The sequence below is a fragment of the Cellulomonas telluris genome (assembly GCF_004886325.1).
Classification (GTDB): domain Bacteria; phylum Actinomycetota; class Actinomycetes; order Actinomycetales; family Cellulomonadaceae; genus Cellulomonas; species Cellulomonas telluris.
Map to the genome: position 1 here is coordinate 350,989 of NZ_QXFN01000002.1, position 24,069 is coordinate 375,057.

A 24,069-nucleotide genomic window follows, 5' to 3' on the forward strand; every position below is an offset into this window, starting at 1 on the left:
GACGCTGTTCCTTCTCGCCGGACCGGCAGCCAGCCGGTCCGACCACCGAGGTCAGGAGTGCACGTGCTGACGACCGTCCCCGCGCAGGGCCCCGCCACCGGCCCTGCTCCCGCTCCCGCGCCGACACGCACGCTGCTGCTCAACGCGAGCGGTGAACCGCTCTGCGTCGTGACGATGCACCGCGCCGTCGTGCTCGTCATGACGGGCAAGGCGACCGTCCTCGAGTCCGAGGGCCGCGTCCTGCACTCGGCCCGCGAGCAGATCCCGCTGCCCGTGGTTCTGGTGCTCACCCGCTACGTGCACGTGCCGTCGCGCCGGCCCGTGCCCCCGACGCGTCGCAGCGTGCTGCAGCGCGACGACCACCGGTGCGCCTACTGCGGTGGCGGGGCCGACACGGTCGACCACGTCCACCCGCGCTCCCGGGGCGGCCGCCACGAGTGGACGAACGTCGTCGCGGCCTGCGCCCGGTGCAACCACCGCAAGGCGGACCGCACGCTCGCGGAGCTCGGGTGGGAGCTGCCGTCCCGGCCGCGGGCCCCGCGGTGGTCCTTCACCGTGGGGGGCGCGGCGGCCCGGACGGAGCCGGCCTGGTCCCGCTACCTCGTCGCCTGACCGGGCGTCGACCGGGACGTTCGTCGCCCCGCCGAGGGTCATGGTTGTGCCACGATAGCTTCAGGAAAGCACCTGAGCAGGGTCGCGACGGCGCGGCGGGCAGCACGCGGAGGACGGTATGACGCGCGAGCACGGGATCCTCGTCGGGGTGGACGGCTCGGTCGCGAGCCTGCACGCCCTCGACTGGGCGACGCACGAGGCCCGCACCCGCGGGTGCGGCCTGCGGCTGGTCGTCGCGTACGCGCTGCCCTCGTTCACCGCCGCGAGCCTGGACGGCGGCTACGCGGCGCTCGACGACGACACGATCCGGGCCGGCGCCCAGTCGGTGCTGGACGAGGCGATGCTCCAGGTCGAGCGCGCGGGCGTGCCGGCCGAGGGGCGTGTCGTGACCGGCGACGCCGCGGCGGTGCTCGTGGACGCGTCGCGGTCCGTCGAGCTCGCCGTGGTCGGCACGCGTGGGCGCGGCGGGTTCGCCGACCGCCTCCTGGGCACGGTGTCGTCGGCGCTGCCGGCGCACTCGTGGTGCCCGACGGTCGTCGTCCCGCTGCGCGACGCCGAGGGCCACCCGGTCGACTCCGACCCGCCGCCCGTGCATCCGGTGCGCCGGATCGTCGTCGGCGTCGACGGGTCGCCGTCGGCGGAGGCGGCCCTGCGGCTCGCGATCCACGAGGCGAAGGTCTGGGAGGCGGAGCTCATCGCGGTGTCGGGCGTCCCCGTGCACGCGATGACGGGCGTGCTCGCGTGGCTGCCGTCCGCGGTGGACCACGAGCAGGTGCTCCGGGACGTCGCCGAGGGGCTGGACGTCGTGGTCGACCGGGCGCTCGGCGGGCGCTCCGACGTCCAGGTGAAGCGGCACGTGCTGGACGGCACGGGCGCGGAGCTGCTGACGGAGTTCTCCGCGGCGACGGACCTCATCGTCGTGGGGTCGCGCGGGCGGGGCGGCTTCGCCGGTCTGCTGCTCGGCTCCACCAGCCAGGCCGTGCTGCACCACACCCGCTGCCCGGTCATGGTCGTGACGGCGCGGGGCGCGGAGGACCTGGGGATCTGACGGGCCTCGCCCGGCCTCTCAGGAGGCGCCGGGTGTCTCCGGCACGTCAGGGCGGCGCACGAGGGCGGAGAGCACGACGGTCGAGCGGGTGCGCGACACGAACGGCTCGGCGGCGAGACGCTCCACGACCTGCTCGAGGTGGCGCATGTCCCGGGCCCGCACCTGCAGCACGAGGTCGACGTCGCCCGTGACCGTGCTCGCCGCCACGACCTCCGGGTAGTCCTCGACGGCGGTGCGCATCGTCGCCGGGCTGGTCGAGCCGTGGCAGAACAGCTCGACGAAGGCCTCGGTGTGCCAGCCGAGGGCCGCCGGGTCGAGCCGCACGGTGAACCCGCGGATCACGCCGCGCTCGCGCAGCCGGTCGACGCGACGCTTCACCGCCGGTGCGGACAGCGCGACCTGCGCGCCGAGCTCCGCGTAGGTGGCGCGGGCGTCCTGCGCGAGCGCCCGCAGGATCGCGGTGTCGAGGTCGTCGAGACGGTCGGCGTGCACCGGCCCATCCTCCCGCGTCCGGACCAGGCGTCCTGCACGCGCGTGCAGGACCAATGACCACATGTTCCACCGATTGCGACACATGGGCTCAGGTCGGACGCTGCCCGTGCCGATGAGGTCGTGACCACGCGACCTCGCCAGGGGGGAACACGCATGAGCGGACGGCAGGACTCCGGCGCACGCCCGGGGGTCGCAGGACCGACGAGCGCCACGACCGGGGCACCGCTGCTGCCCACCCAGCCCGGACCGGTCGTGTCCGCGCCGACGCCGGTGGTGCCGACCCAGGCCGGACGGGCCGCGCCCGCCCCGGCGCCGGTCGCCACCCCACCCGTCGCGCGGCCGCACGTCGCGCCGACCCGCACCGGCGGGCTCGACCACGTCCCGCAGCAGCGCCCCGGGGGCGGGGCGCCGCGGCCCGAGCGGGCACGGCGGGCCACCGCGCTCGTCGCCGCCGCCGCGGTGCTCGCCACCGCCGGCACGGTCTGGGCCGCCGAGCAGGACCATCGCGCCCGCGCCGGCGCCGAGGCGGCCGCGCACGCCCGCGTCGCAGCTGCGGTCGACGCCGCAGCGGTCGACGCCGGGGCACCGCGCGGGGAGACCGCGCTGGCCGGTGCCGCCGTCGCGACGGCCCAGCGGGCGGCCGCGGCCGCCGCGGCACGTGCCGCGGTGGACCGAGGCGCTGCCACGCTCGCCGCCTCGGCGCAGGCGGGCGACGGGCCCCGGGGCGCCCTGCAGCAGGCCGTCCAGGCGACGTCGACGGCGCTGGAGGCGCCCGCCGTCTCCCTCACGACCCTGCGCACGACGGCCGCCGCGGTCGCCGCACCCGAGAAGGCCGTCGTGGACGCGCAGGCCGCGTGGCAGGCCGCCGAGGACGCGCGCATCGCCGCCGAGCGTGCGGCCGCCGAGCAGGCCGCGGCCGCCGCCGCCGCGCGCACGGCCGCGCGGAGCGGTCCGCGTGCCACGGCCCCGCGCTCCGGCGCCGCACGTGCCGTGGCCCCGCGCGGCGCGACGTCGACCAGGGCGCAGGCACCCGCGGCGGCCGCGCCGGCGCCCGCCGGTCTGCCCGTCGCGGGCTCGGAGGCCGGGGCGGGCGACGTCGGCGCGGCGCTCAACGCGCACCGCGCCGCGAACGGCCTCGGCGCGCTGAGCATCGCGCGGTCCGGGTCGCGCGTGGAGCACGCGATGCAGATGGCCGCGTCCGACAGCATCTGGCACTCCGGCACCCGGGCGGGCTCGCCGAAGGCGCGACCCGAGATCGTCGGACGGGTGTCGCCCGCGAGCGCCAGCCGGATGATCGCGGCGTACGCGGCGTCGGGCAGCCACAACGCGCAGATGCTGGGCAGCTACTCGACCGCGTACATCGGCGTGGTGCTGCACGACGGGTGGATGTACACGTCGATCACGTTCGGCTGAGGCGCGGCCGTCAGGCGCCCCTCAGGGCCGCCGCGAGCGCGTCGAGGGCCTGGTCGAGGTCCGCGGCGTCGATCGTCAGCGGCGGCGCCAGGCGCACGGTCGCGCCGTGCGTGTCCTTCGCCAGGACGCCGCGGGCGAGCAGCCGCTCGCACAGCTCGCGTCCCGTGACCGGGCCGCCGGGCACCCCGACGGCGACGTCGAGGCCCGCCCACAGCCCGATCGTGCGCACGCCGTGCAGCAGGCCGTCGTCCATGAGCGCGGCGAGGCGGTCGCCGAGGTGCTCGCCGAGCGTGCGCGCGCGGGCCTGCAGGGTGCCGGGCGTCAGCAGGTCGACGACGGCGAGGCCGACCGCGCACGCCAGCGGGTTGCCGCCGAACGTCGAGCCGTGCGTCCCGGCGGTCAGCACCTCGAGCACGTCCGCGCGGCCGACGACGGCCGACACGGGCACCACGCCGCCGCCGAGCGCCTTCCCGAGCGTGACGAGGTCGGGGCGCACGTCCCACCGCTCGCACGCGAGGGTCGACCCGCAGCGGCCCAGCCCGGACTGGATCTCGTCGGCGACGAGCAGCACGCCGGTCTCGTCGCAGAGCCGGCGCACCGCGGGCAGGTAGTCGTCGGGCGGGACGACGACGCCCTGCTCGCCCTGCACGGGCTCCAGCAGGACGGCGACCGTCGTCTCGTCGACGGCGCGGGCGAGCGCGTCGGCGTCGCCGTACGGCACCGTGACGAAGCCGGGCGTGTAGGGGCCGAAGCCGCGGCGCGCGTCGGGGTCGGTGGAGAACGAGACGATGGTCGTCGTCCGCCCGTGGAAGTTGCCGTCCGCGACGACGATCGTCGCGCGGTCCGCCGGCACCCCGCGCACCTCGTAGCCCCACTTGCGGGACGCCTTGACCGCCGTCTCGACGGCCTCGGCGCCCGTGTTCATCGGCAGCACGAGGTGCGAGCGGCCGGCGAGCAGCGGCCCGACCAGGGCGGCGAGGGCCTGCGCGAACGGCTCGAGCAGCTCGTGGTCGAACGCCCGGGAGGTCAGCGTCAGCCGGTCCAGCTGGGTGTGCGCGGCCGCGACGAGCGCCGGGTGCCGGTGCCCGAAGTTCAGCGCCGAGTACGCCGAGAGCAGGTCGAGGTACCGCCGCCCGGCGGTGTCGGTGACCCACGCCCCCTCACCCGTCGCCAGCGTGACCGGCAGCGGGTGGTAGTTGGGGGCGAGGGCCGACACCGTGCCGGCGGCGGTGCTGCTCATCGCCGCAGCTCGAGGGTGCAGCACTTCGCCCCGCCGCCGCCCTTGAGCAGCTCGGTCGTCTCGACCGGGATCGGGGTGTACCCGCGCTCGCGCAGCGCACCGGCGAGGTGCGTGGCGGCCGGCGCGACGATCACGTTCTCGCCGTCGGAGACGGCGTTGAGGCCGAGGGCGGCTGCGTCCTCGGCGGTCGCCAGGACGGCGTCGGGGAAGAGGTGCTCGAGCACGGCGCGCGAGCCGGGCGAGAACGCCGGCGGGTAGTACGCGATCTGCGGGTCCCGCGGGTCGGACGAGAGCACGGCCAGCGCGGTGTCGAGGTGGTAGTAGTGCGGGTCGACGAGCTCGAGGGAGATCACGGGCCGCCCGACGAGCTCCTGCAGCTCGGCGTGCGCGGCGCGGGAGGTGCGGAAGCCGGTGCCGGCGAGGATGTGGTCGCCGACGACGAGCATGTCGCCCTCGCCCTCGTTGACCTGCTCGGCGGTGTGCGTGACCCAGCCGCGGTCGGCGAACCACTTCTGGTACGCGGGGCCCTCGGGCTGCCGCTCGGCGTACCGGAAGCGCGCCGAGTAGACGACGCCGTCGACGACGGTCGCCCCGTTCGCGGCGTAGACCATGTCGGGCAGGCCGGGCAGCGGGTCGATCGTCTCGACCGTGTGCCCCAGGTCGAGGTAGGTGTCGCGCAGGCGGCGCCACTGGGCGACCGCCAGGTCCGCGTCGGTGTGCCGCGTCTTGTCCATCCACGGGTTGATCTCGTACGAGACCGTGTAGTGGGTGGGCTCGCACATGAGGTAGTGGCGGGCGGTGCGGCCGGGCGCGTGCGCGGTCATCGGGCTCCTCGTGGGTCCTGGCGGAGGCGCGCGCGGGTGGGCGCGCCGGTGCTTCGAGGGTACGAGGGCGCGGACCGTGCCTCGTGCAGCGCCGGTTGCGCGTCAGGGCGCGATCCGTTGCGTCGGACGGCGCGGGAGCAGCGATCTGTTGCGCCGAGACGTGCGCGTGACGTGGGCGACACGCCACCGACACGGTGCCCGTGCCGGTGGTCAGCCCTCGAGCTCGCGGGCGGCCCGCCGCAGCACGACGCGCAGCATGACGTCGAACCCGGGTGCGGTCAGCCGCGAGGTCAGGGCCCCGGGCAGCGGCCCGGCGAGCGTCACGTGCTCGCGGAAGGTGGCGCGGCAGCGGCCCCCGCCGAGGGGCTCGACGACGATCGTCGCGGTGCCCAGCAGCACCGGCCCGTCCTTGCGGAACACCGCGACGCCGGGGGCGGCGTGCGGGTCGTCCCCGGTGGGCGGGTCGTACGCCGTGATCCGCATCCGGTCGACCAGGCCCGGGGCGCCGAAGCGGGCGAGCGGCCCCGAGACCGCCTCGACGCGCGTGCCGACCGTCGGCGCGCCGTCCGTGCGCACCCGCGTCTGCGGCACCCACCGTCCGTGGTTGCGCGCGTCGGTGAGGGCCGCGAAGACCAGGCGCGCGGGGGCGTCGACCGTCCGCGTGACGCTCGCGCCGGCGATCCCGTCGGGCGCGGCGGGGCCGGCGGGTCGGGCCGTGGGCGTCGTCATGCACCGATCCTCCACCGGGGTACGGTCGGGGGCATGCGGACGCGGGTGCTGGGTAGGACGGGACGTGAGGTCGGGGTCGTCGGGCTGGGCTGCTGGCAGCTCGGCGGCGACTGGGGGACGGTCGGCGACGACACGGCGCTGGAGGTGCTGGACGCCGCCGTCGGTGCGGGCGTGACGTTCCTCGACACGGCCGACGTCTACGGCGACGGGCGCTCGGAGAAGGTCATCGGCCGGTTCCTCGCCGAGCGGCCGGAGGTCGCGCAGCGCGTGACGGTCGCGACGAAGATGGGCCGCCGCGCGAACCCGCACGAGGCCGACGCGTACACGGCCGACGCGTTCCGGGCGTGGACCGACCGCAGCCGCGAGAACCTCGGCGTCGACACGCTCGACCTCGTGCAGCTGCACTGCCCGCCGACCGCGGTCTACTCCCGCGACGACGTGTACGACGCGCTCGACGCCCTCGTGGACGAGGGCCGCGTCGCGGCGTACGGCGTCTCGGTCGAGACGGTCGACGAGGCGCTCACCGCGATCGCCCGCCCGAACGTCGCGACGGTGCAGATCATCCTCAACGTGTTCCGCCGCAAGCCGCTCGAGCAGGTGCTGCCCGCGGCCGCCGAGGCGGGCGTCGGCATCATCGCGCGCGTCCCGCTCGCCTCCGGCCTGCTGAGCGGCAAGTACGACGCGAGCACGCAGTTCGCCGCCGACGACCACCGCAGCTACAACCGCCACGGCGAGGCGTTCGACGTCGGCGAGACGTTCTCCGGCGTGCCCTACGAGGTCGGGGTCGAGGCCGCGCGCGAGGTCGCGCGGCACACGCCGCAGGGCGCGACGACGGCCCAGCTCGCGCTGCGCTGGATCGTCGACCAGCCCGGCGTCTCCGTCGTCATCCCCGGTGCGCGGACGCCGGACCAGGCCCGCGCCAACGCCGCGGCCGAGCAGCTCTCCCCGCTGGACGACGCGACGCTCGACGCGCTGCGCGCCGTCTACGACGAGCGCATCCGGGAGCACGTGCACGGCCGCTGGTGACCTCGCAGGTCCCGCGACGACGAACGGGCCCTGGTGCCGGGTGGGGAGACCCGCTCGGCGCCAGGGCCCGTTCGCGTACCCGGCCGGGGTCAGCGGCGCCCGCGGGGCAGGGCCGGCGGGCGGCTGTAGAGGGAGCGCGGCTCGACGTCGCGGGCCGTGCCCTCGACGACCTGCGGGAACCGCTCCGGCGGGGGACCGAACGCGAGGCGGGCGCCCTCGACGACCGTCCGGCCCATCGCGCGGCCGCCGGCGACGCCGATCGCGGCGCCGATGCCGTAGGGGGCCAGGCGCCCCAGGGCGAGGCCCGCGATCCGGGCGGTCTGCTTCTGCAGCAGCTTGCGGGTCAGGGCGCTGTTGACCTTCTTCACCGACGAGCGCGGCATCCGCGTGAGCAGCAGGCGGCCCAGCCGCATGGCGGAGACGTCGGCGGCGCTCTCGACGGCCTTCGCCCCCTCCTCGCCGAGGACGCTCGTCAGCAGCAGCGCCTTGCGGCGGTCGGTGTCCTCGACGTCGATGCCGTGCACGGACGCCACGGCGAGGGAGAACGCGGCCGACGCGGCGAAGAACGTCGCGACGTCGCTGACGGTCAGGGCCGTCGCGACGCCGGTGCCGACGACCGGCGCGGCGGCCGCGGCGCCCACGGCACCGCCCGCGCCGGCCACGACCAGCAGGTACTCCTTCTCCAGCAGCTCGACGATCCGCTCCGGGCTGGCCTGCGGGTTGCGCCGGCGCAGGCTCTCCACGTGCGCGTGGATCGTCGCCGACGGGATCGTGACGGCCTTCTCGAGCGCCGTCTGCACGAGGTTCAGGCCGGGCATCAGCGGGGCCCGACCACGTCGAGGGTCGTCGTCGCGCCGGCGTGCAGCGTGCGCCCGACCGTGCAGTGCTGGTCGACCGCGCGGTGCACCACGGTGAGCAGGCGCTCGCGGGCGGCCGGGTCGAGGGAGGACAGGTCCACCTCGAGCTCCTCCGTCAGGTGCGGGTAGCGGTCCTGGTCGGGGTCCGACGGCCCGCCGACGCGGATCGTCACGCGCACGTCGTCGCCGAGGCGGCGGGCGAGCGCGGCGTCGCTGGACAGGCCGGTGCACGCCCCGAGGGCGATCTTCAGCAGCTCGCCCGGGGTGAACGAGCCCTCGTCGCCGACGGAGCCGACGAGCACCTCGGCGCCGCGGGAGCTGCGCCCGACGTACCGGCGCGTGCCGGTGCGCTCGAGCCACAGCTTCGTGTCGCCCGCGTTGGCCATCGGGTCGGCGGGGTCGGTGGAGGCGGTCGCCGTCGCGGGAGCGCCGAAGGTCGTGCCCTCGGCGGCCGGTGCCGGGTCGCCCGCCAGGTCGCGTGCGTCCTGCTCGGTCGTCATGCGGCCGATCCTCGCACGCGGCGCCCACGGTCGCCCGGGCGTCACGCGCCCGTCAGCCGAGGGCGAAGAAGACGAGGGCGATGCCGAAACCCATGAGGCCGATGAGCGTCTCGAGCACCGTCCACGTCTTGAGGGTCGTACGCACGTCCATACCGAAGAACCGGCCGACGAGCCAGAACCCGGAGTCGTTGACGTGGGAGGTCATCACGGACCCGGCGGCGACGGCGAGGACGATCGCGGCGAGCTGGACGCCGCTGTAGTCGCCCGCGGCCACGGCGGGCTGGATGAGGCCCGCCGTGGTGATGAGCGCGACGGTCGCCGAGCCCTGCGCGATGCGCAGGATCGTGGCGATGAGGAACCCGGCGACGATGACCGGCAGCCCGAGGTCGCCGAGGGCGTCCTCGAGCGCCCCGCCGATGCCCGACGCCCGCAGCACGGCGCCGAACATGCCGCCCGCACCGGTGATGAGGATGACCGAGGCCACCGGGCCGAGGGCCGACTCGAGGAGCCGCTCGATCGCCGTCTTGTCCCGGCCGCGGCGACGGCCCATGACGTAGGCCGCGACGAGGACGGCGATGAGCAGCGCGACGGGGGTCGCTCCGATCGCGCGGGCGACGGCGACCCACGGGGCGTCCTCGACGACGCCGGCCGTGGTCAGCAGGTCGAGGCCGGTGTTGACGAAGATGAGCAGCAGCGGCAGCAGCAGCACGCCGAGCACCGTGCCGAACGACGGCGGGTTCGTGGGCTCGTCCTCGTCGGACGTCCGCCCGAGCAGCTCGGGCACGGGCAGCACCCACCGGCGGCCCGCCCACACGCCGTACAGGTAGGACGTCACGTACCAGGTGGGGATCGCGACCACGAGCCCGAGCAGCACCACGAGGCCGGGGTTCGCCCCGAGCAGCTCCGACGCCGCCACGGGCCCCGGGTGCGGCGGGACGAAGACGTGCATGACCGAGAACGCGCCCGCCGTCGGCAGCCCGTAGGTCAGCACCGACCCGCCGAGCCGCCGCGCGACCGCGAAGACGATCGGCAGCATGACCACGAGGCCCGCGTCGAAGAAGATCGGGAACCCGAACAGCAGCGACGCGACACCCAGCGCGAACGGGGCGCGGTCCTCCCCGAACCGCCGCACCAGCGTGTCCGCCATGACGCGCGCGCCGCCGGACGTCTCGACCATCCGCCCGAGCATCGCGCCGAGCCCGACGAGCAGGGCGACCGACCCGAGCGTCGTGCCGAACCCCGTCGTCAGCACGTCGACCACGGACCCCGCGGGGACGCCGGTCGCGAACGCCGTGAGCAGCGAGACGAGGATCAGCGCGAGGAACGCGTGCAGCCGCAGCCGGATGATCAGGAACAGCAGCAGGGCGATGGCGGCGGCGGCGATGCCGAGCAGCGGCCCGGCCCCGAGCGTCTGCTCCCAGTCCTCCGGTGGCACGGGTCCTCCTGCGGGTCGGGCGGTCGCGGCGGTCCGCGGCCGCGGTCAGTCGACGGTCAGCCGGTCCTCGGTGGTGAGGCCGAGGGCGCGCAGGGTGCGGTCGGCGACCACGGCCGGGGGGACGTCGACGACGACCGTGACGCCCTGCTCCTCCTCGGCGAGGGGCTCGAGCGTCGCGAGCTGCGACGGCAGCAGGGTCGACGGCATGAAGTGCCCGGACCGGTGCGCCATGCGCCGCTCGAGGAGCTCCGGCGGGGCCGTGAGGTGGACGAACCGCACGCGGCCCTCGGCGGAGCGCAGCACGTCCCGGTACACCCGCTTGAGCGCCGAGCAGGTGACGATCGAGCTCTGCTCCGCGTGCGTCTGAGAGGTCAGCCAGTCGCGGATCGCGTCGAGCCACGGCCACCGGTCCTCGTCGGTCAGCGGCGTGCCGGCCGTCATCTTCGCGATGTTGGCGGGCGGGTGGAACTCGTCCGCCTCGGCGTAGGGCCACCCCAGCCGCTGCCGCAGCAGCGTCGCGAGGGTCGTCTTGCCGGAGCCCGCCACGCCCATCACCACGAGGTGCTGCACGGGCCTGCGCCCCGCGTCCCGGACCTCCGCGTCGTCCTCCACGCGGCCCACCCTGCCGGAGGTGTGCCGGTCAGGCGACTGGACGGGCGACCAGGGCGACGCCCCGCGGCCCTCCGGCCTCGGGGTGCTCCTGCCACCGCCAGCCGGCGTCGGCGAGAGCGGCGTGCAGGGCGGGGCGCACGCGTGCGTCCACGGGGTCCGGCGTCTCGAGCACGAGCACGAGCGCGCCCCCGGGACGCAGGTGCCCGCCGACCGCCGCGAGGGCGTCCGCCGTCGCGCCGGTCCAGAACGCGTTGACGTTCACCGCGACCACGACGTCGGCGGGCGGGAGGTCGGCCTGACCGGGCAGGTCGGTGAGGTCGCCCGTGCGGACGCCCCAGGCGCCGTCCGGGTGGTGCTCCGCGAGCCACGTGGTGAGCGCGGCGGTGGCGCGGGGTGAGCGGTCGAGGGCCTCGTAGCGGCGGACGCGCCCGGCGAGCAGCGGGGCGAGGCCGCGCGGGCCGCTGCCGAGCTCGAGCACGGAGCCGTCGGTGAGGCCGGTGACCAGGAGGGCCGCGGCGCTGTGCCGGTCCACGGCACCTCCTCGTGCAGGACCTGACGAACGCCGGACGTGTCCCCGCTCACCATACCGCCCGCGGGGAACATCCCATGACCGGCCGGCGTTGGAACGGTCGTTATGAGGAAGCGATACGAGGATCTCGAGACCGACGACGGCCGGGTCGTCCGCTACTTCCGGCACTCGAACGGCGGCGGCATGGTCGCCAAGGGCGCCCGCGTGGCCGACGACGCGTACGTCGCTGACGGCACGTGGGTGGACCCGGGCGCCCAGGTGGAGCCCGGCGCGCACATCGGCCGGCACTGCTGGGTGGAGCCCGGCGCGGTCGTCGCCGCGCACGCCCACCTCGCGACGTCCGTCCACGTGGGGCGTGACGCGGTCGTGGGCCGCGCCGCCCGCATCGGATCGCGCGCCGCGGTCGGTGCCCGCGCCCGGCTGGAGGACGGCGTCGTCGTCGCCCCGGAGGCGCACGTCGACGAGGGCGCCGAGGTGCACCGCCGCGGCTACCCGCCGCACGTCCTCGCGGCCTGACCCGCAGCCCGTACCCCGCACTCCCGGACGCCCCGGCGGTTCACCCGTCGGGGCGTCCTGCCGTCCCCGGGCGACCGGCAGGATGGCTCCCATGCGCAGCGAGATCTTCGACCAGTCCAACCTCGAGGTGCCGGGCACCAGCCGCTTCGTCCTGCAGAACCGCAAGATGCTCAAGGTGACCCTCGGGGAGCCGGTCATCGCGGCGAAGGGCGTCATGGTCGCGTACCAGGGCGCCGTGCAGTTCCAGCACAAGGGCTCCGACTCCCTCGCGAAGTTCGTCAAGCGGGCCATCAGCAGCGACGACCAGGCGCTCATGACCGTGCACGGGCAGGGTGACGTGTTCTTCGCCCGCTACGCGCACGACGTGTTCATCCTCGAGCTCGAGGGCGACGCGATCAGCATCGGCGGCAGCAACGTCCTCGCGTTCGACGCGAACCTGCAGTGGGACCTGCACCGCACGCGCGGCGCCGGGATGATGACCGGCGGCCTGTTCAGCACGCTCATCCACGGGCACGGGTCCGTCGCGCTGACGTCCGACGGCACGCCCGTCATCCTCGACTGCTCGCAGCAGCCGACGTACGTCGACCCGAACGCGGCCGTGTGCTGGTCGGCGAACCTCTCGCCCGAGATCGTGTCGAGCATGAACGTGTCCTCGCTGCTGCGCGGCGGGACGGGCGAGGCGTTCCAGTACAAGTTCCACGGGCCGGGCTTCGTCATCGTGCAGCCGTCCGAGGGGTTCCCGGTCGTGGCGCAGGGCTGACGTCCGGGCGCGCGTCGTCCGGCGCGGCTTCCCGCGGTGCGGGGGGAGGCGCCACGGCGCGCGCCGTCGGACTTCCCCGTCGGACTTCCCCGTCGGAGGGCGACGACGATGGCTCGGGGTCGGGCGTCCCGCCGCGTCGAGCGCCCGTGACCGACGCCGTCCGCGAGGGAGGGGTACGTCTTCCTGGTGCGTACGCACCGTGTACGCACGGTGTGCGCACGCTGGCGAGAAGGACCTCGTCTCCCTGGCGGCACGCGGACTGCGTCCGTGCGCCGGCCGCCGCGGGAGACGACCCGAGGGGCCCGCGCATGGTGCGCGGGCCCCTCGGTCGTACTGGACGTGCGGGTCGTACCGGACGTTCGGGTCGTACCGGTGTGCGTGTCAGCGGGTGCCGGCCACCGCCTGGCCCGCCAGCGCCAGCGCGGTCGCGAGGTCGACCTCGTCCGCGGCGGACGAGGCCAGCTCGACCGTGCGGGGCAGCAGCGGACGGCCCAGCGCGCGGTAGTCCCAGCCGGCGGAGCGGTACGCGTCGGCGTCGAGGGCGTGCCGGCCGTCGACGACCCGGCGGTGCGACACGAGCCAGCCCATCATCTCGGGGTCGGCGGTGCGGAACTGCGCCCACTCGGTCAGCAGCACGACGACGTCCGCGCGGTGCACGGCCGCGGGCAGGCTCTCCGCGTACGTGAGCTCGGGGTAGGTGCGGCGCGCGTTGTCCATCGCCTCGGGGTCGTACACCTGCACGATCGCACCCTCCTCGTGCAGCATCCGCGCCACGTCGAGCGCCGGGGCGTCGCGGATGTCGTCCGAGTTGGGCTTGAACGCGGCGCCGAGGGCGGCCACGCGGACGCCCGTGAGGGAGCCGCCCGCGAGCTCGCGCACGAGGTCGACCGTGCGCGTGCGCCGGCGCGTGTTGATCGCGTCGACCTCGTGCAGGAACGACACCGCCTGCCCGACGCCGAGCTCAGCCGCCCGGGCGGCGAAGGCGCGGATGTCCTTGGGCAGGCAGCCGCCGCCGAATCCGAGGCCCGGCTTGAGGAACCGGCCGCCGATGCGGTCGTCGAACGACAGCGCCTTCGCGAGCAGGTTCACGTCGGCGCCCGTCGCCTCGCAGACCTCCGCCATCGCGTTGATGTAGGAGATCTTCGTCGCGAGGAACGAGTTGGCGGCGACCTTGACGAGCTCGGCGGTGGCGAGGTCGCACTCGACGAGCGGCGTGCCGCGGTTGAGCACGGGGCGGAAGGCCTCGGCGAGCTGCGCGGACGCCCACGCCGACGACGTGCCGAACACGAGACGGTCCGGCGTCAGCGTGTCCTGCACGGCGTAGCCCTCGCGCAGGAACTCGGGGTTCCACGCGAGGTCGACGTCCGTGCCGGCCGGTGCCGTCGCGTGCAGCCGCTCGGTGAGGGCCTGCGCGGTGCCGATCTGCACCGTCGACTTGCCGACCACGAGCGCGCGGCGGGTCAGGTGCGGGGCGAGCGCGTCGACGGCCGCGTACACGTACGACAGGTCCGCGGCCAGGGAGTCCTTGCGCTGCGGGGTGCCGACGCACACGAAGTGCACGTCGCCGAACGCACCCGCCTCGGCGTAGTCGGTCGTGAACCGCAGCCGGCCGCTCGCGAGCGCCTCGACCAGCAGCTCCTGAAGGCCGGGCTCGAAGAACGGCACCTCGCCGGCGGCCAGGCGCGCGATCTTCGCCGTGTCCACGTCGACGCCCAGGACGTCGAACCCGAGGGCGGCCATGCACACGGCGTGCGTCGCGCCGAGGTAGCCGGTGCCGATGACGGTCATGCGGGGACGCGTCACGACGGGGTGACCGTCGACGTGCGTCGGGGTCTCGTGCGGCGTCTCGTTCATGGGGTCCTCCAGGGTGTGCTCGGCCCGCCCACGGCGGTGCGCGGGCCGGGCGGGTGGGGGTGGGGGAGAGGTGCGGCGGTGAGGTGCGGGGTCAGGAGCAGCCGTCGGGGGCGACGCCGCCGACGTCGGTGAGCAGGGCGTTGGAGCAGTCGACGACGTTGTCGCGGGCGGGACGCGGTGCGACGAGGAAGCCGTCGGGGGCGTCGAGCTCGCCCTGGTTGCGGCGGAACACGTTGTCCGTGCCCCAGCCGTCGAGGATCTCGTGCGTCTGGAAGCCGTCGAGGCTGCTGTGCCGGCCGGCGTTGTCCTCCACCGTCCAGGCGCGGCCCTTGACGTCGACCCAGGAGTCGGCGTCGCCCTCGAGGCCGCTGCCGTCGAACTGGTTGCGTGCGACCAGCCCGTCCTGGGTGCCCTCCTTGACGTCGACCGCCTCGCTGGTCGTCGCCCAGAACGCGTTCCCGACGACACGGTTGCGGTCGCTCGCGTCGGGCTGGCAGTCGGTGATGTCGCAGAAGTTGGACTCGGCGGTGCCCACGTAGACGCCCTCGCCGAACTTCGGCTTGCGCAGCCCGGTGTCGCTGACCGCGTTGCCCGTGACGAGGTTGTCGGTGCTGACGCGGCGCAGGTGGATCGCCTCGTCGCCGATGTGGTGCACGCGCAGGCGGGAGATCGTCGTGCCGACCGTGCCGTCGGCCATCAGGCCCTTCTGCGCGTTGCGGATCGTGAACCCGTCGACGTGCCAGTGCTGCGCGCCGTCGAGGTGCAGGGCGTAGCCGCCCTTGATGCCGTCGCCGTCCAGGACGGCCCCGCGGCCGCCGCACAGCGCGATCGGCTGCTGCGGCGTGCCGGAGGTGCGGGCCACGAACTCGCCGACGTACACGCCGTCGGCCAGGCCGACGACGTCGCCGGGGGCGGCGTCGTCCAGCGCGGACTGCAGCTCGTCGGCGGTCGTGACCGTGACGGTCGGCGCCGGGCACGTGGGCGCCTCGGCTGCCGGCTCGCTCATCCAGTCCGGCCGCGGGGTCGCGCCCGCCGCCGCGCCGTCGTCGTCCTCGTCCTCGTCGTCCTCGTCACCGGAGGCGACGGGCGGCGGGGAGGGGACGACCGGGGGAGGCGTGCGGGTGTTCGTCGGCGTCGGGGCGGGGTCGCCCGGGGACGCCGGCACGCACGCGGCGAGCAGGGCCAGCGCGAGGACGAGCAGTCCGGCGCGGACGCGGTCAGTGCGACGCACCGTGCACCTCCCCGGTCCGGCGCTGGCGCGCCTCGTGCGGCGGCAGCGGCGCGTCGTTCGCCGGCCGGCCGACGATCTCCGCCATGCGGGCCTGCGCCGCGTACGGGTGCCGGCGCTCGCGGGGACGGCCGAGCCCGCGCAGCGCCGTGACCAGCACCAGCAGCCCGAGCAGCACCCACATGACCGTCAGCGGCTGGGCGGCGTTGCGCACCACGGTCCAGAACGGCTTCGTGCTCGTCCAGCCGTCGGTGTCGTTGTCCGCGACCTCGGCGCCGGTCGCGCGCTTGACGTCGACGGCGCTCGGCCCGCGGCCCGCCAGGTCGTTCTCCCGCACGACGGCACCCTCGGTGGCGCCGACCAGCGTGACGCCGTGCAGCGTCATGCCGGACATCGTGTTGCGCCGCACGTCCGCGACGGAGTCACGCAGGTACACGCCGTTCGGGCCGTCCTCCACGACGTTGCCGCTCACCGTGGCCGACAGGACGCCGTCGCGCAGGGCGATCGCGTGCCGAGCGTTGCCGCGCAGGCGGTTGCCGACGATCGCGATCTCGGAGGCGGGATCGCGCACGACGATGCCCATGTCGTTGCCGGAGACGTCGTTCGCCGTCAGGCTCACGTTCCGGCCGCCGACCACCTCGATGCCGTGGCCGCCGTTGTCGGACGCCGTGCTGTTGGCGACCGAGTTGTTGCCGTAGTCGCCGACGGGGGAGCCGGTCGCGCTGGGGCCGTCCGCGAGGGACTCGCCGCGCAGCTCGATGCCGTCGTCGGCGTTCCCGGTCGACTCGACCTCGCTGAGCACGATGCCCGTCGTCGCGCGGGACAGCACGATCCCGTCGCCGCCGTTGTCGCTGACGACCGTCGCGCTGATCGCCGCGTTCGCCACGAAGCGGTGCAGCACGAGGCCGTCGACGAGGCTGCCGCTGACGACGGAGTCGGTGATGTCGACGCCGTTCGCGCTCGACAGGAACAGCCCGAAGGCGTTGCCCTCGAACGTCACGTCGTCGACGCTCGCGGCCACGTAGCTGAACGTCGGGTCGTCGAGGTCGACCTCGGGCAGCGGCAGGTCGCCCGCGGGCAGGACGCCGTCCACGGTGCCACCGGCCGGCGGGGCTGCCGGGTCCGGGACGGTGCCGGCCGCCTGCTGCTGGCCGCGCATCGCGTCCACGTTGTCCCGTAGCTCGCGGCCGAACGACTCGAGCGCCCCGCCGGTGGGCCGGTCCGTGCCGGTCAGCGCGACGCCGCCCGTGCGTCCGCTCCAGAACCCGAGGTCGCGGAACTGCGTGCCGCGCAGGTCGACCTGGCCGCCGATGGACCGCACGTACGCGCGCCCGTCGTCGGTGAGCACGTCCGCGGCGCCGGCCGCGCGGTCCCAGCTCGTCACGACCACCGGGTCGGTGCTGGTGCCGCGGGTGACGAGCTTGCCGCCGTAGTTGACGATCGACACGAACCGCTCGGCGTCGCTCGCGAGCCGCAGCGTCAGGCCGCCCGGTGCGGTGAGGGCGAGCGTGGCGCCCGGCTGCACGACGACGTTCTCGGTGAGCAGGAACGCGCCGTCGGGCTGCCGCACGAACGTCTGCGGTGCGAGCTTCAGCAGGTCCGTCACGGTGTAGTCGGCCTCGCGCTTGGTCAGCACGAGCGTGTACGTCGAGCCGTTCGTGAGCCGGTACGGCGTCGTCATGTCGAGCTGGCGCCAGCGGACCATCGAGCTGACCGTGCGCACCTCGTCCAGCCGGTCGTCCTCGTCCGCCACGAGGACGGCCTCGGTCGTCGGGTCGCCGGGGTAGGGGCGGCCGCCGGCGGAGGCGTCGGCGTCCTCGGCGTCGACGCGCTCACCCGTCTCGGCGTCGTCCTCCGCGGTGCGGGTGGTGGTGTCGGTGCCGGTGCTGGTGCTGGTGCTGGTGGCCGAGGGCGTGGGGGCGGTGGCTGCGGGGGCGGTGGCGGCGGTGGCGTCGGGCGCCGTGCTCCTCGGCGTCGCTCGGGCCGTGGGTTCGGCCCGGACGGAGCCGAGGAGCGTCGCGAGGACCTCCGCGAGCGCGGCCACGGGGTTGTCGGGGGAGTCGGACGAGGTGGTCCCGCCCTGCCCGGCGGCGGACGCGGGCGTCGCGGCGAGGGTCGTCGCGAGGACGACGGCGAGCGTGCAGGCGGCCACGCGGCGGCGCCGGCGGCGGACGAGCGCGCGGCTCACGCGGTCACCTCCGCGGCACGGGCGGTCGCGCCGACGGGCACGAGTGCGGGGGCGGCGGCAGGGGCGCGGACGGGGGCGGGTGCCGCGGCGGCGGTCGTCCGGTCCGTCAGCGTGCCGGCGGTCTGGCCGTCGCCGCCCACCTGGTCGGCGTGCCGGGTCAGCCAGCCCTGCTTGTTCATCGTGACGAACGCGTAGAGCTTGATCGGCAGCGCGATGAAGATGACGACGAGCGTGACCAGCGGCAGCAGCACGATGTCCTTCGGGTGCCGGCGCAGGTACGACAGGCCGCGGATGCCGCGCCCCAGCAGCAGCCACACGACGACGGCGGCGACGCTGCCGGCGTTCGGCTCGAGCCGGGAGAACGCCAGGTACCCGAGGGTGATGCCCATGGTCACCGGCGTCAGCAGGATCTGCAGGACGGTGATCTTGGTGACGAACGGGACCCGCCACAGCCAGCCCTTGTAGGCGGCGGTGAGGTAGCAGCGGTAGGAGTTGCGGCTCCAGCGCACGCGCTGCTTGACGAAGGCCCGGAACGACGCGGGGAACATCGACAGCGCGCGGGCCGACGACTGGTGCACCGTCTTGTAGCCGGACCCCAGGACCAGCCAGGTCAGGCGCCCGTCGTCGCCGGCGATGCACCGCCGGCCGAGGAAGAACTCGTCCTCCAGGTTGGGCAGCACCGGCAGCACGGCGGAGTGCCGGTACGCGGCGGTGCGGCCGGACACGCACGCGACGGCACCGGCCCGGCCCATCGCCGGGACGTAGTCGTAGTAGCGCAGGCTCACGAGCCAGTCGGCGACGCGGCGCCACACGCTCGAGGTGCGGTCGTACACGTTCTGCTGCGTGCTGACCGCGCCGACGTCGGGGTCGGCGAACGGCATCTGCACGGCCTCGAGCAGGCCCGGCTGCCAGGTGGTGTCGGAGTCGGTGAGCACGAGCACCTCGCCGCGGGCGTGCCGGATGCCCTCGCCGAGGGCGGACCGCTTGCCGGCGTGGCGGAAGAGGATCGGCCGGATCACCGGGTCACCGAGCGCCTCGATGCGCTCGTACGCCTCGGTGTCCGCGAGGTCGAGGACGACGATGATCTCCGTCGGGTCCTGCGACCGCCACGACTCCAGGCAGCTCATGAGGATGTCCGGGTCCTCGTGGAACGAGGGCACGACCACCGACGTCGTGGCCCGGAAGTCCGACGTGATCGGCCGGGCCATCCGCGACAGCACCACGCGGTACAGCCACAGCCCCCAGACGACGATGCCGGCCAGCGCGAGGGGGAACAGGTCGCGCAGGTTCTCGAGGGTGAGGGCGCTGGTGTCGAGGGCGGGCAGGAAGGACGCGGCGGCCGAGGGCATCGGGTCTCCTGACGTGATGAGGGGGCGGAGTCTCCGTTGACCTGGCGAGGCCGAAGGTAGGCCGGTGCGGCAGACCGCGTGAATAGCCCGAACGAGGCCGAACCGGACAGGCGTCCGACTCCCGGGTGAACCGTCGCGACCTGCGCGTCGGTGGTCGTCGGGGCTGTGACTGCGTCCGTGCGGGTGAGCGGCGCCCGCGTCGGCGCAGGTGACAGGACCGGGGGTGGCGGTGCCGGGCCGAGCGACGGTGCGCACTCAGGCAGAGCCGGTCATATAGGACATAGCACCCCGCTGCCGCACGGGTGTGTCCAGCATGTGAGCAGCCGGAGGCGGTCGGCGGGGGCCGAACCCCCTCGGGCGCGGGCTGGTCAGCCCAGGGGCCGGACGTGCTCCGCGAGCCGCGTGCGCGCCCTGCCGTCCGCGATCTCCGCCCGCGCCGCCGGGTTCTGCGCGTAGTGCAGGAGCGTGCCGGCCAGGAACCGGACGTCCACGTCGACGGCCGGTGCGGGCACGTCCAGGTGTGGACCGCGCGGAGCGGGGGCGAAGAGGAGGCGCGGCCGGCGTCGCCAGCCCAGCGTGCTGCCGGGCCGGCCGACGAGACGCAGGGACGTCCACGAGCCGGTCTCCACCAGGGTCGCGCCGACGACGTCGTCCCAGGCGAGCACGCCATCGCCGTCCCACCCGTGCAGCTCGACCGCCTGGGGGGTCAGGACGAGCCGGGCGCGGCGGCGCAGGCGCAGCAGGCTGTCCGGCAGCAGCAGCGCCAGCAGCAGTGCGAGACCGCCGGTGAACCAAGCGCCGGCTCCGGCGTCGCCGTCCGCCGCCTGCAGCACGGTGGCGGCGGCGAGCAGGACGACGAGCCCGGCGACGGTGAACGCCGGCACGGCGATGATCGTGCGCGCCCACGCGAGCTCGACGGCGGGGCGGCCGTCGTCCGTGGTCGTCGTCGTGACGCGGGCGCCGTCCAGGCGAGGGCGGCGCAGGTACATGCGGTGGAAGCCGACGGCACCCGCGGCGACCCAGTGGACGCCGGCGGCCGCGGCGACGAGCGAGACGGCCGTCGACCAGGTCCCCGGCTGCGTGAGCATCCCCAGCGACACCACCGTGAGCGCGGAGCCCAGGAGCGCGTTCCCGACGACGACGAACCACAGGAAGCCGCGCCCCATGCCCCGCCTCGGCGCGTCAGAAGAGGGCATCCCACGCGTCCTTCACCGTGCCGCCGACCGCCCCCGCGGCGTCGCCGATCATCTCGCCGGCGTCGCCGACGGTGCTCGTCATCTCGTCCCAGCCGTCCGCGATGGCGTTGCCGACGTCGCCGAGGGAGTCCACGCCGTTCTCCCACATCGAGTCGACGGCGCCCGACGTGATGAGCCCGACCGTCGTCCCGACGACCGTGCCGACGACGGCGCCCGCGACGGTCCCGACGACGGGGACGGGCACGAAGGACCCGACGATCGCGCCGGTCGCCGCGCCGGCACCGGCGCCCGCCAACAGGGATGCGGCGAAGCCCGCCCCGTTCGACACCGCGGCCTGCGCGGGGGACTCGCCGTCCTGGATGTCGTCGTAGATGCCGTACCCCGTGGCCGCGACGCCGAGCACGAGCAGGCCGCGGCCGAGCGCGACCGGGACCTTCGCGTTCGCGGCCGCGCGTGCGGCGTCGTCGGCCAGCGCGGTTTCGGCGCGCATGCGGTCGTAGAGGTCGTACCAGTGCGACGGGGTGGTGACCACGCGGCCGTCGGGGGCGAGCTCGGACACGTGCCGGGCCAGCGAGGCGGCCTCGGCGGCGTGCATCTGCGCACCGGCGGAGGCGAACCGCGACACGGCGGTGATCGCGCCGACCTCGGCGCCGGCGGCGAGCAGGTCGCGGGTCAGCCCGACGAGGTTCCCGGAGTTGCCGGTCCACGTGCGGGACGCGTCGTCGAGGGCGGTGCGCCAGCGGCTGCGCGCGCCCTCGACGATGTCGACGACCTCGTCCCAGGTCCGGATCTTCGCGACGGCGAGGGCGTGCGCCTGCATCGCCCGTCCATGCGCCTGCGCCTGCTCGGGGGTGGCGCCGGCCGGCAGGTCCGCGACGGGCTGCGCCGCCGGGGGCGAGTGCACGACCGTGCCGTCCACCTGCAGTCCGCCGCCGCGGGCGACGCCGAGGGCGCGGTCCATCTCCGCCTGCTCGGCCTCGAGCGCGGCAGCGAGGGTGTCGAGGCTGCGGGCGGTGTCGGAGACCGTCGTGCCGAGCTGCGTGGTGCGCGTCGAGAGCGTCGCGATCCGACCCTGCGCCGCCTCGGAGGCGGTGCCGTCCCAGCCCTCCGCGGCCCGGTCGCGCTGGCTGCGGCTGGTGTCGGCCGCCTGCGTCGCTGCGGGGACGAGCGTCCCCCAGAGCCAGGACGACACCGCGCGGATCGACGCCGGCTCGCCCTCGATGCGGGCGTCGACCGTGCTCATCCGAGCTCCCCGACGATCGCCGCCAGCCGCTCGTCCGCGCCGGAGTCGGTCGCCGCCAGCGTCTGCTCGCACTCCGCGACGCGCTCGCCGAGCAGGTCGGCCTCGTAGGCCAGGTAGGCGACCGTGCCCGAAACGGTGGTGAGGATGCCGGCCAGCAGGGGAGCGGCGTCGCCCGTCCCGGTCGACGCCGGGATGGACCGGCACGCGCCGTCGAGGTCCTCCCCGGCCGCCCGCAGCGCCGACGCGATGCCGTGCAGCGCCGTGAAGTCCGCGCCGATGCTCATGCCGACGCCACCGTCCGGTGCTCCTCCGGCACGAGCATGTCGAGCAGCACCAGGTCGAACGGCCGGACGTCGTAGAGCTTCTGCAGCTCCGACGTGGGCAGCGTGAACCACGGCTGGTCGGGACCGGCGCCCGCGTGCAGGCGGTCGAGCGCCGAGTAGACGAGCAGGGCCGTGCGGCCGTCGCGCGTCGTGCGGTACTCGACCTCGAGGTCGGCAGGGTCGGCGACCTCGCGCACGCAGGGGATGTACAGGATCGGCGGGTAGTCCGCCGGGAGCGGTCGCGTCACGTCTCTCCTCGGGCCGGGCGGGGCTGCGGAGCGGCGGCACGCCGGCGCGATGCGTCGGCGGACCGCGGTGCGATCGGGACATTACCGCCGGGCGGGGACAGGAGAGCGGCGAGCGCCCGCGCCCCGCAGCCGCGGTCTCCGCCGCGCCTCGCGGCAGGCGGTCTTAGCCGCGCCGCGCAGCAGGCGGTCTCAGCCGCGCCGCGACAGGAGGTCCTCGACCTGCCGGTGCGTCGGAGCACGTCCCACACCACGGTGCGCGCGGGGGCGTCCGCCCCGTCGGAACGCAGGCGTACCCAGCCCACGGCGCGACCGCCCTCGTCGACGCCGGTCGCGCCGCTCGCCACGACGTCCGACCAGCCTCCGGGAGCGCCGAGCGCGACGGGAACGCCCAGCACCCACGCGACCGCCTGGGTGCGTCCCGCGCGTCGCTCGGCCCCGACGACGATCCCCAGGTCGTTCACCGCAGCCGCGGCGCTGGGTCCGCCGGAGGTCGTCAGGAGCCGGGTGACGCGGCGCCGGTCGACGGTCGCCGCGTCGGCGGTGAACAGCTCGTCCCCGCGCCACAGGTTGCCGACGGCGAGCCCTTTCTCGTTCAGGTCGGCCAGCCAGCCGGGATTCGCGCCGAGGTGCCGCAGGTCGGTGCCTCCGAACCACACGGCCCCGACGTGCGTGCCGGCGGAGACGTCCGGGATGTGGATCCCGCCGCGCACGTCCCCGCGGTCGTTGACCTGGTCAGCGGTGGTGTCGGCGAACCCGGGCGGCGTGGGGAGGTCGGTGACGACGCCGTTCCGCCAGACCCAGCCCGTGTTGTCGGGACCGCCCGCGCGGTGCGTCAGCCCGACGACGTGACCCCGCTCGTTGACGTCCCACGCCACCGCGTCGAAGCCGCCGGGTGCGAGGTCGTGCACGCGGCCGTCCCGCCACACGACGGCCGTGTAGCCCCCGGACCCCGGTGCCGGCGCCAGCAGCGTGGTCGCGCCGACGGCGGCGCCGCGGTCGTCCAGGGCGGTCACGCTGCCCGACCCCGTCTCGAGGGGCAGCGCCGCGACCGACCCGTCGGCGTTCCACAGCTGGGGGAAGGGGCCGCCGTCGTCGGTCCACGCGTGGACGACGACCTGGCCGGGCCCGTTGACCGCCACCGCCTCCGTGCGGGTCCCGGGGCCGCCGGGGAAGTGCGTCACGACCCTGCCGTCCCACCGGTAGGCGACGAGGCCCGGTCCGGTCCCCGCGACCACCCCCGACCTCGCGATCACCGGGGCGTAGCCGCGCTCGCCGGCGGCGCCGACGTCGGTCGCCCGGACCGCCGGCAGGCGGCGCAGCAGCGCGCGCACCTGGTCGCGGACCTGCACCGGGCCGACGACGGGCAGCGCGCCCGGTGGCAGGTCCGGCACCGGTGCGGCCGCGACCGCCGCCCCCGGGGTCAGGAGCGCCACCGCCAGGGTCGCGACGGCGAGCCCGCGGACCCGTGCGCTGGGCATGGTCGTCTCTCGCACCGTCATCGTCCGCCCCCTGCGTCGACCCGTGAGCCCTGCTGGCTGCGGGTCGCGCGCTACGCCGGAGGGGGAGCGTGCGACCAGGTCCGCCTCCTCCGGGCCGCGTACCGGCCGAGGCCAAGGATGGGCGGGCGGGGCGGTGGGCGCCGGACCGGTAGGCTGGTCGGGCGTCGCCGGGGCAGCCCGGCGCCTCGCGCCTGTAGCTCAGGGGATAGAGCACCGCTCTCCTAAAGCGGGTGTCGGCAGTTCGAATCTGCCCAGGCGCACGCGGCGAGCCCGTCGGGCACCGGTCGACGGGCCGGCCCTGGGGCCGCGCGGCTCGCCCGCATCCGGGACGCGCAACCTCCGTGCCCG

At 75.5% G+C, this 24,069-nt stretch carries 24 protein-coding genes and 1 tRNA gene; 7 read left to right on the plus strand and 18 right to left on the minus strand.

What is annotated here, in order from left to right:
- The first annotated feature begins 66 nt into the window (after positions 1–66).
- Both FB586_RS06910 and FB586_RS06915 read left to right on the plus strand, forming a co-directional pair.
- Positions 67–612 carry an HNH endonuclease gene (locus FB586_RS06910; protein WP_503102586.1) on the plus strand — a complete coding sequence of 182 codons (546 nt, stop codon included), beginning with the start codon at positions 67–69 and terminating at the stop codon, positions 610–612.
- Between the two features lie 118 nt (positions 613–730).
- Complete coding sequence (locus tag FB586_RS06915; protein ID WP_136518590.1) at positions 731–1,660, plus strand: universal stress protein; 930 nt, start codon at positions 731–733, stop codon at positions 1,658–1,660.
- An 18-nt stretch (positions 1,661–1,678) separates the two neighbouring features.
- On the opposite strand, the gene FB586_RS06920 is transcribed toward FB586_RS06915, so the two are convergent.
- Positions 1,679–2,152, minus strand: coding sequence for an Lrp/AsnC family transcriptional regulator (locus FB586_RS06920; protein WP_136518591.1), 474 nt, complete (start codon positions 2,150–2,152; stop codon positions 1,679–1,681).
- Between the two features lie 153 nt (positions 2,153–2,305).
- Between FB586_RS06920 and FB586_RS06925 the strand changes: the two genes are divergently transcribed.
- On the plus strand, positions 2,306–3,565 hold the full coding sequence (locus FB586_RS06925) for a CAP domain-containing protein (RefSeq protein ID WP_136518592.1): 1,260 nt from the start codon (positions 2,306–2,308) through the stop codon (positions 3,563–3,565).
- A gap of 10 nt (positions 3,566–3,575) precedes the next feature.
- Here the strand turns inward: FB586_RS06925 and rocD are convergent, their stop codons facing one another.
- From rocD to FB586_RS06940, 3 genes are all read right to left on the minus strand, one after another.
- Positions 3,576–4,805, minus strand: a complete 1,230-nt coding sequence (gene rocD / locus FB586_RS06930) for an ornithine--oxo-acid transaminase (RefSeq protein ID WP_136518593.1) — start codon at positions 4,803–4,805, stop codon at positions 3,576–3,578.
- Positions 4,802–5,629 (minus strand): dimethylargininase, encoded by an 828-nt coding sequence (gene ddaH / locus FB586_RS06935; RefSeq protein ID WP_136518594.1) that lies wholly within the window; start codon positions 5,627–5,629, stop codon positions 4,802–4,804. Before ddaH ends, rocD begins: the two co-directional genes overlap by 4 nt.
- A 210-nt stretch (positions 5,630–5,839) precedes the next feature.
- Positions 5,840–6,358 carry an SRPBCC family protein gene (locus FB586_RS06940; RefSeq protein WP_136518595.1) on the minus strand — a complete coding sequence of 173 codons (519 nt, stop codon included), beginning with the start codon at positions 6,356–6,358 and terminating at the stop codon, positions 5,840–5,842.
- A gap of 33 nt (positions 6,359–6,391) precedes the next feature.
- Between FB586_RS06940 and FB586_RS06945 the strand changes: the two genes are divergently transcribed.
- Positions 6,392–7,384 (plus strand): aldo/keto reductase, encoded by a 993-nt coding sequence (locus FB586_RS06945; RefSeq protein ID WP_136518596.1) that lies wholly within the window; start codon positions 6,392–6,394, stop codon positions 7,382–7,384.
- A gap of 89 nt (positions 7,385–7,473) precedes the next feature.
- Here the strand turns inward: FB586_RS06945 and FB586_RS06950 are convergent, their stop codons facing one another.
- From FB586_RS06950 to FB586_RS06970, 5 genes are all read right to left on the minus strand, one after another.
- Positions 7,474–8,202, minus strand: coding sequence for a hypothetical protein (locus tag FB586_RS06950; protein WP_168800484.1), 729 nt, complete (start codon positions 8,200–8,202; stop codon positions 7,474–7,476).
- Positions 8,202–8,741 carry an OsmC family protein gene (locus tag FB586_RS06955; protein ID WP_370741051.1) on the minus strand — a complete coding sequence of 180 codons (540 nt, stop codon included), beginning with the start codon at positions 8,739–8,741 and terminating at the stop codon, positions 8,202–8,204. Before FB586_RS06955 ends, FB586_RS06950 begins: the two co-directional genes overlap by 1 nt.
- Positions 8,742–8,793: 52 nt before the next feature.
- Positions 8,794–10,176, minus strand: a complete 1,383-nt coding sequence (locus FB586_RS06960) for a GntP family permease (protein WP_136518597.1) — start codon at positions 10,174–10,176, stop codon at positions 8,794–8,796.
- Between the two features lie 45 nt (positions 10,177–10,221).
- Positions 10,222–10,728, minus strand: a complete 507-nt coding sequence (locus FB586_RS06965; protein WP_136518939.1) for a gluconokinase — start codon at positions 10,726–10,728, stop codon at positions 10,222–10,224.
- Between the two features lie 88 nt (positions 10,729–10,816).
- Positions 10,817–11,320 carry a methyltransferase domain-containing protein gene (locus FB586_RS06970; protein ID WP_136518598.1) on the minus strand — a complete coding sequence of 168 codons (504 nt, stop codon included), beginning with the start codon at positions 11,318–11,320 and terminating at the stop codon, positions 10,817–10,819.
- Positions 11,321–11,422: 102 nt separating this feature from the next.
- Here FB586_RS06970 and FB586_RS06975 point away from each other — a divergent pair, with 102 nt between their 5' ends.
- Together FB586_RS06975 and FB586_RS06980 are read left to right on the plus strand one after the other, a co-directional pair.
- The gene (locus FB586_RS06975; protein WP_136518599.1) at positions 11,423–11,833 is read left to right on the plus strand and encodes a transferase; all 411 of its coding nucleotides are present in this window, start codon (positions 11,423–11,425) and stop codon (positions 11,831–11,833) included.
- 91 nt (positions 11,834–11,924) lie between these two features.
- Entirely contained in the window at positions 11,925–12,593 is a 669-nt protein-coding gene (locus tag FB586_RS06980; RefSeq protein WP_136518600.1) for an AIM24 family protein, read from the plus strand.
- Positions 12,594–12,974: 381 nt separating this feature from the next.
- On the opposite strand, the gene FB586_RS06985 is transcribed toward FB586_RS06980, so the two are convergent.
- The 9 genes from FB586_RS06985 to FB586_RS07025 all read right to left on the minus strand — a co-directional run bounded on the left by FB586_RS06985 (position 12,975) and on the right by FB586_RS07025 (position 23,700).
- Positions 12,975–14,381 (minus strand): UDP-glucose dehydrogenase family protein, encoded by a 1,407-nt coding sequence (locus FB586_RS06985; RefSeq protein WP_246036653.1) that lies wholly within the window; start codon positions 14,379–14,381, stop codon positions 12,975–12,977.
- A gap of 157 nt (positions 14,382–14,538) precedes the next feature.
- Entirely contained in the window at positions 14,539–15,678 is a 1,140-nt protein-coding gene (locus FB586_RS06990) for a right-handed parallel beta-helix repeat-containing protein (protein WP_136518602.1), read from the minus strand.
- The gene (locus tag FB586_RS06995; RefSeq protein WP_136518603.1) at positions 15,665–17,863 is read right to left on the minus strand and encodes a right-handed parallel beta-helix repeat-containing protein; all 2,199 of its coding nucleotides are present in this window, start codon (positions 17,861–17,863) and stop codon (positions 15,665–15,667) included. The genes FB586_RS06990 and FB586_RS06995 overlap by 14 nt, the downstream gene beginning before the upstream one ends.
- Complete coding sequence (locus tag FB586_RS07000) at positions 17,860–19,212, minus strand: glycosyltransferase (RefSeq protein WP_136518604.1); 1,353 nt, start codon at positions 19,210–19,212, stop codon at positions 17,860–17,862. The genes FB586_RS06995 and FB586_RS07000 overlap by 4 nt, the downstream gene beginning before the upstream one ends.
- A 368-nt stretch (positions 19,213–19,580) precedes the next feature.
- Positions 19,581–20,408: a hypothetical protein gene (locus FB586_RS07005; RefSeq protein WP_136518605.1), complete on the minus strand. Its 828-nt coding sequence runs from the start codon at positions 20,406–20,408 to the stop codon at positions 19,581–19,583.
- Positions 20,395–21,651 carry a hypothetical protein gene (locus FB586_RS07010; RefSeq protein WP_136518606.1) on the minus strand — a complete coding sequence of 419 codons (1,257 nt, stop codon included), beginning with the start codon at positions 21,649–21,651 and terminating at the stop codon, positions 20,395–20,397. The genes FB586_RS07005 and FB586_RS07010 overlap by 14 nt, the downstream gene beginning before the upstream one ends.
- Entirely contained in the window at positions 21,648–21,935 is a 288-nt protein-coding gene (locus FB586_RS07015) for a hypothetical protein (RefSeq protein WP_136518607.1), read from the minus strand. The genes FB586_RS07010 and FB586_RS07015 overlap by 4 nt, the downstream gene beginning before the upstream one ends.
- On the minus strand, positions 21,932–22,222 hold the full coding sequence (locus FB586_RS07020) for an SAV_915 family protein (RefSeq protein ID WP_222928306.1): 291 nt from the start codon (positions 22,220–22,222) through the stop codon (positions 21,932–21,934). Before FB586_RS07020 ends, FB586_RS07015 begins: the two co-directional genes overlap by 4 nt.
- The gene (locus FB586_RS07025; RefSeq protein WP_136518608.1) at positions 22,219–23,700 is read right to left on the minus strand and encodes a hypothetical protein; all 1,482 of its coding nucleotides are present in this window, start codon (positions 23,698–23,700) and stop codon (positions 22,219–22,221) included. Before FB586_RS07025 ends, FB586_RS07020 begins: the two co-directional genes overlap by 4 nt.
- A 208-nt stretch (positions 23,701–23,908) precedes the next feature.
- Between FB586_RS07025 and FB586_RS07030 the strand changes: the two genes are divergently transcribed.
- A tRNA-Arg gene (locus FB586_RS07030) sits at positions 23,909–23,981 on the plus strand.
- The last annotated feature ends 88 nt before the right edge of the window (positions 23,982–24,069 follow it).

Bases quoted from the DNA above. Each gene is read 5' to 3' on its own strand.
- FB586_RS06945 (WP_136518596.1), top strand. From the start codon at position 6,392: ATGCGGACGCGGGTGCTGGGTAGGACGGGACGTGAGGTCGGGGTCGTC.
- FB586_RS06980 (WP_136518600.1), top strand. From the start codon at position 11,925: ATGCGCAGCGAGATCTTCGACCAGTCCAACCTCGAGGTGCCGGGCACC.
- FB586_RS06955 (WP_370741051.1), bottom strand. From the start codon at position 8,741: ATGACGACCGAGCAGGACGCACGCGACCTGGCGGGCGACCCGGCACCG.
- FB586_RS07005 (WP_136518605.1), bottom strand. From the start codon at position 20,408: ATGCCCTCTTCTGACGCGCCGAGGCGGGGCATGGGGCGCGGCTTCCTG.
- FB586_RS06950 (WP_168800484.1), bottom strand. From the start codon at position 8,202: ATGCCCGGCCTGAACCTCGTGCAGACGGCGCTCGAGAAGGCCGTCACG.
- FB586_RS07015 (WP_136518607.1), bottom strand. From the start codon at position 21,935: ATGAGCATCGGCGCGGACTTCACGGCGCTGCACGGCATCGCGTCGGCG.
- FB586_RS06975 (WP_136518599.1), top strand. From the start codon at position 11,423: ATGAGGAAGCGATACGAGGATCTCGAGACCGACGACGGCCGGGTCGTC.
- FB586_RS07025 (WP_136518608.1), bottom strand. From the start codon at position 23,700: ATGCCCAGCGCACGGGTCCGCGGGCTCGCCGTCGCGACCCTGGCGGTG.
- rocD (WP_136518593.1), bottom strand. From the start codon at position 4,805: ATGAGCAGCACCGCCGCCGGCACGGTGTCGGCCCTCGCCCCCAACTAC.
- FB586_RS06985 (WP_246036653.1), bottom strand. From the start codon at position 14,381: ATGACCGTCATCGGCACCGGCTACCTCGGCGCGACGCACGCCGTGTGC.
- FB586_RS06965 (WP_136518939.1), bottom strand. From the start codon at position 10,728: ATGGGCGTGGCGGGCTCCGGCAAGACGACCCTCGCGACGCTGCTGCGG.
- FB586_RS06915 (WP_136518590.1), top strand. From the start codon at position 731: ATGACGCGCGAGCACGGGATCCTCGTCGGGGTGGACGGCTCGGTCGCG.
- FB586_RS07010 (WP_136518606.1), bottom strand. From the start codon at position 21,651: ATGAGCACGGTCGACGCCCGCATCGAGGGCGAGCCGGCGTCGATCCGC.
- FB586_RS06940 (WP_136518595.1), bottom strand. From the start codon at position 6,358: ATGACGACGCCCACGGCCCGACCCGCCGGCCCCGCCGCGCCCGACGGG.
- FB586_RS07000 (WP_136518604.1), bottom strand. From the start codon at position 19,212: ATGCCCTCGGCCGCCGCGTCCTTCCTGCCCGCCCTCGACACCAGCGCC.
- FB586_RS06925 (WP_136518592.1), top strand. From the start codon at position 2,306: ATGAGCGGACGGCAGGACTCCGGCGCACGCCCGGGGGTCGCAGGACCG.
- ddaH (WP_136518594.1), bottom strand. From the start codon at position 5,629: ATGACCGCGCACGCGCCCGGCCGCACCGCCCGCCACTACCTCATGTGC.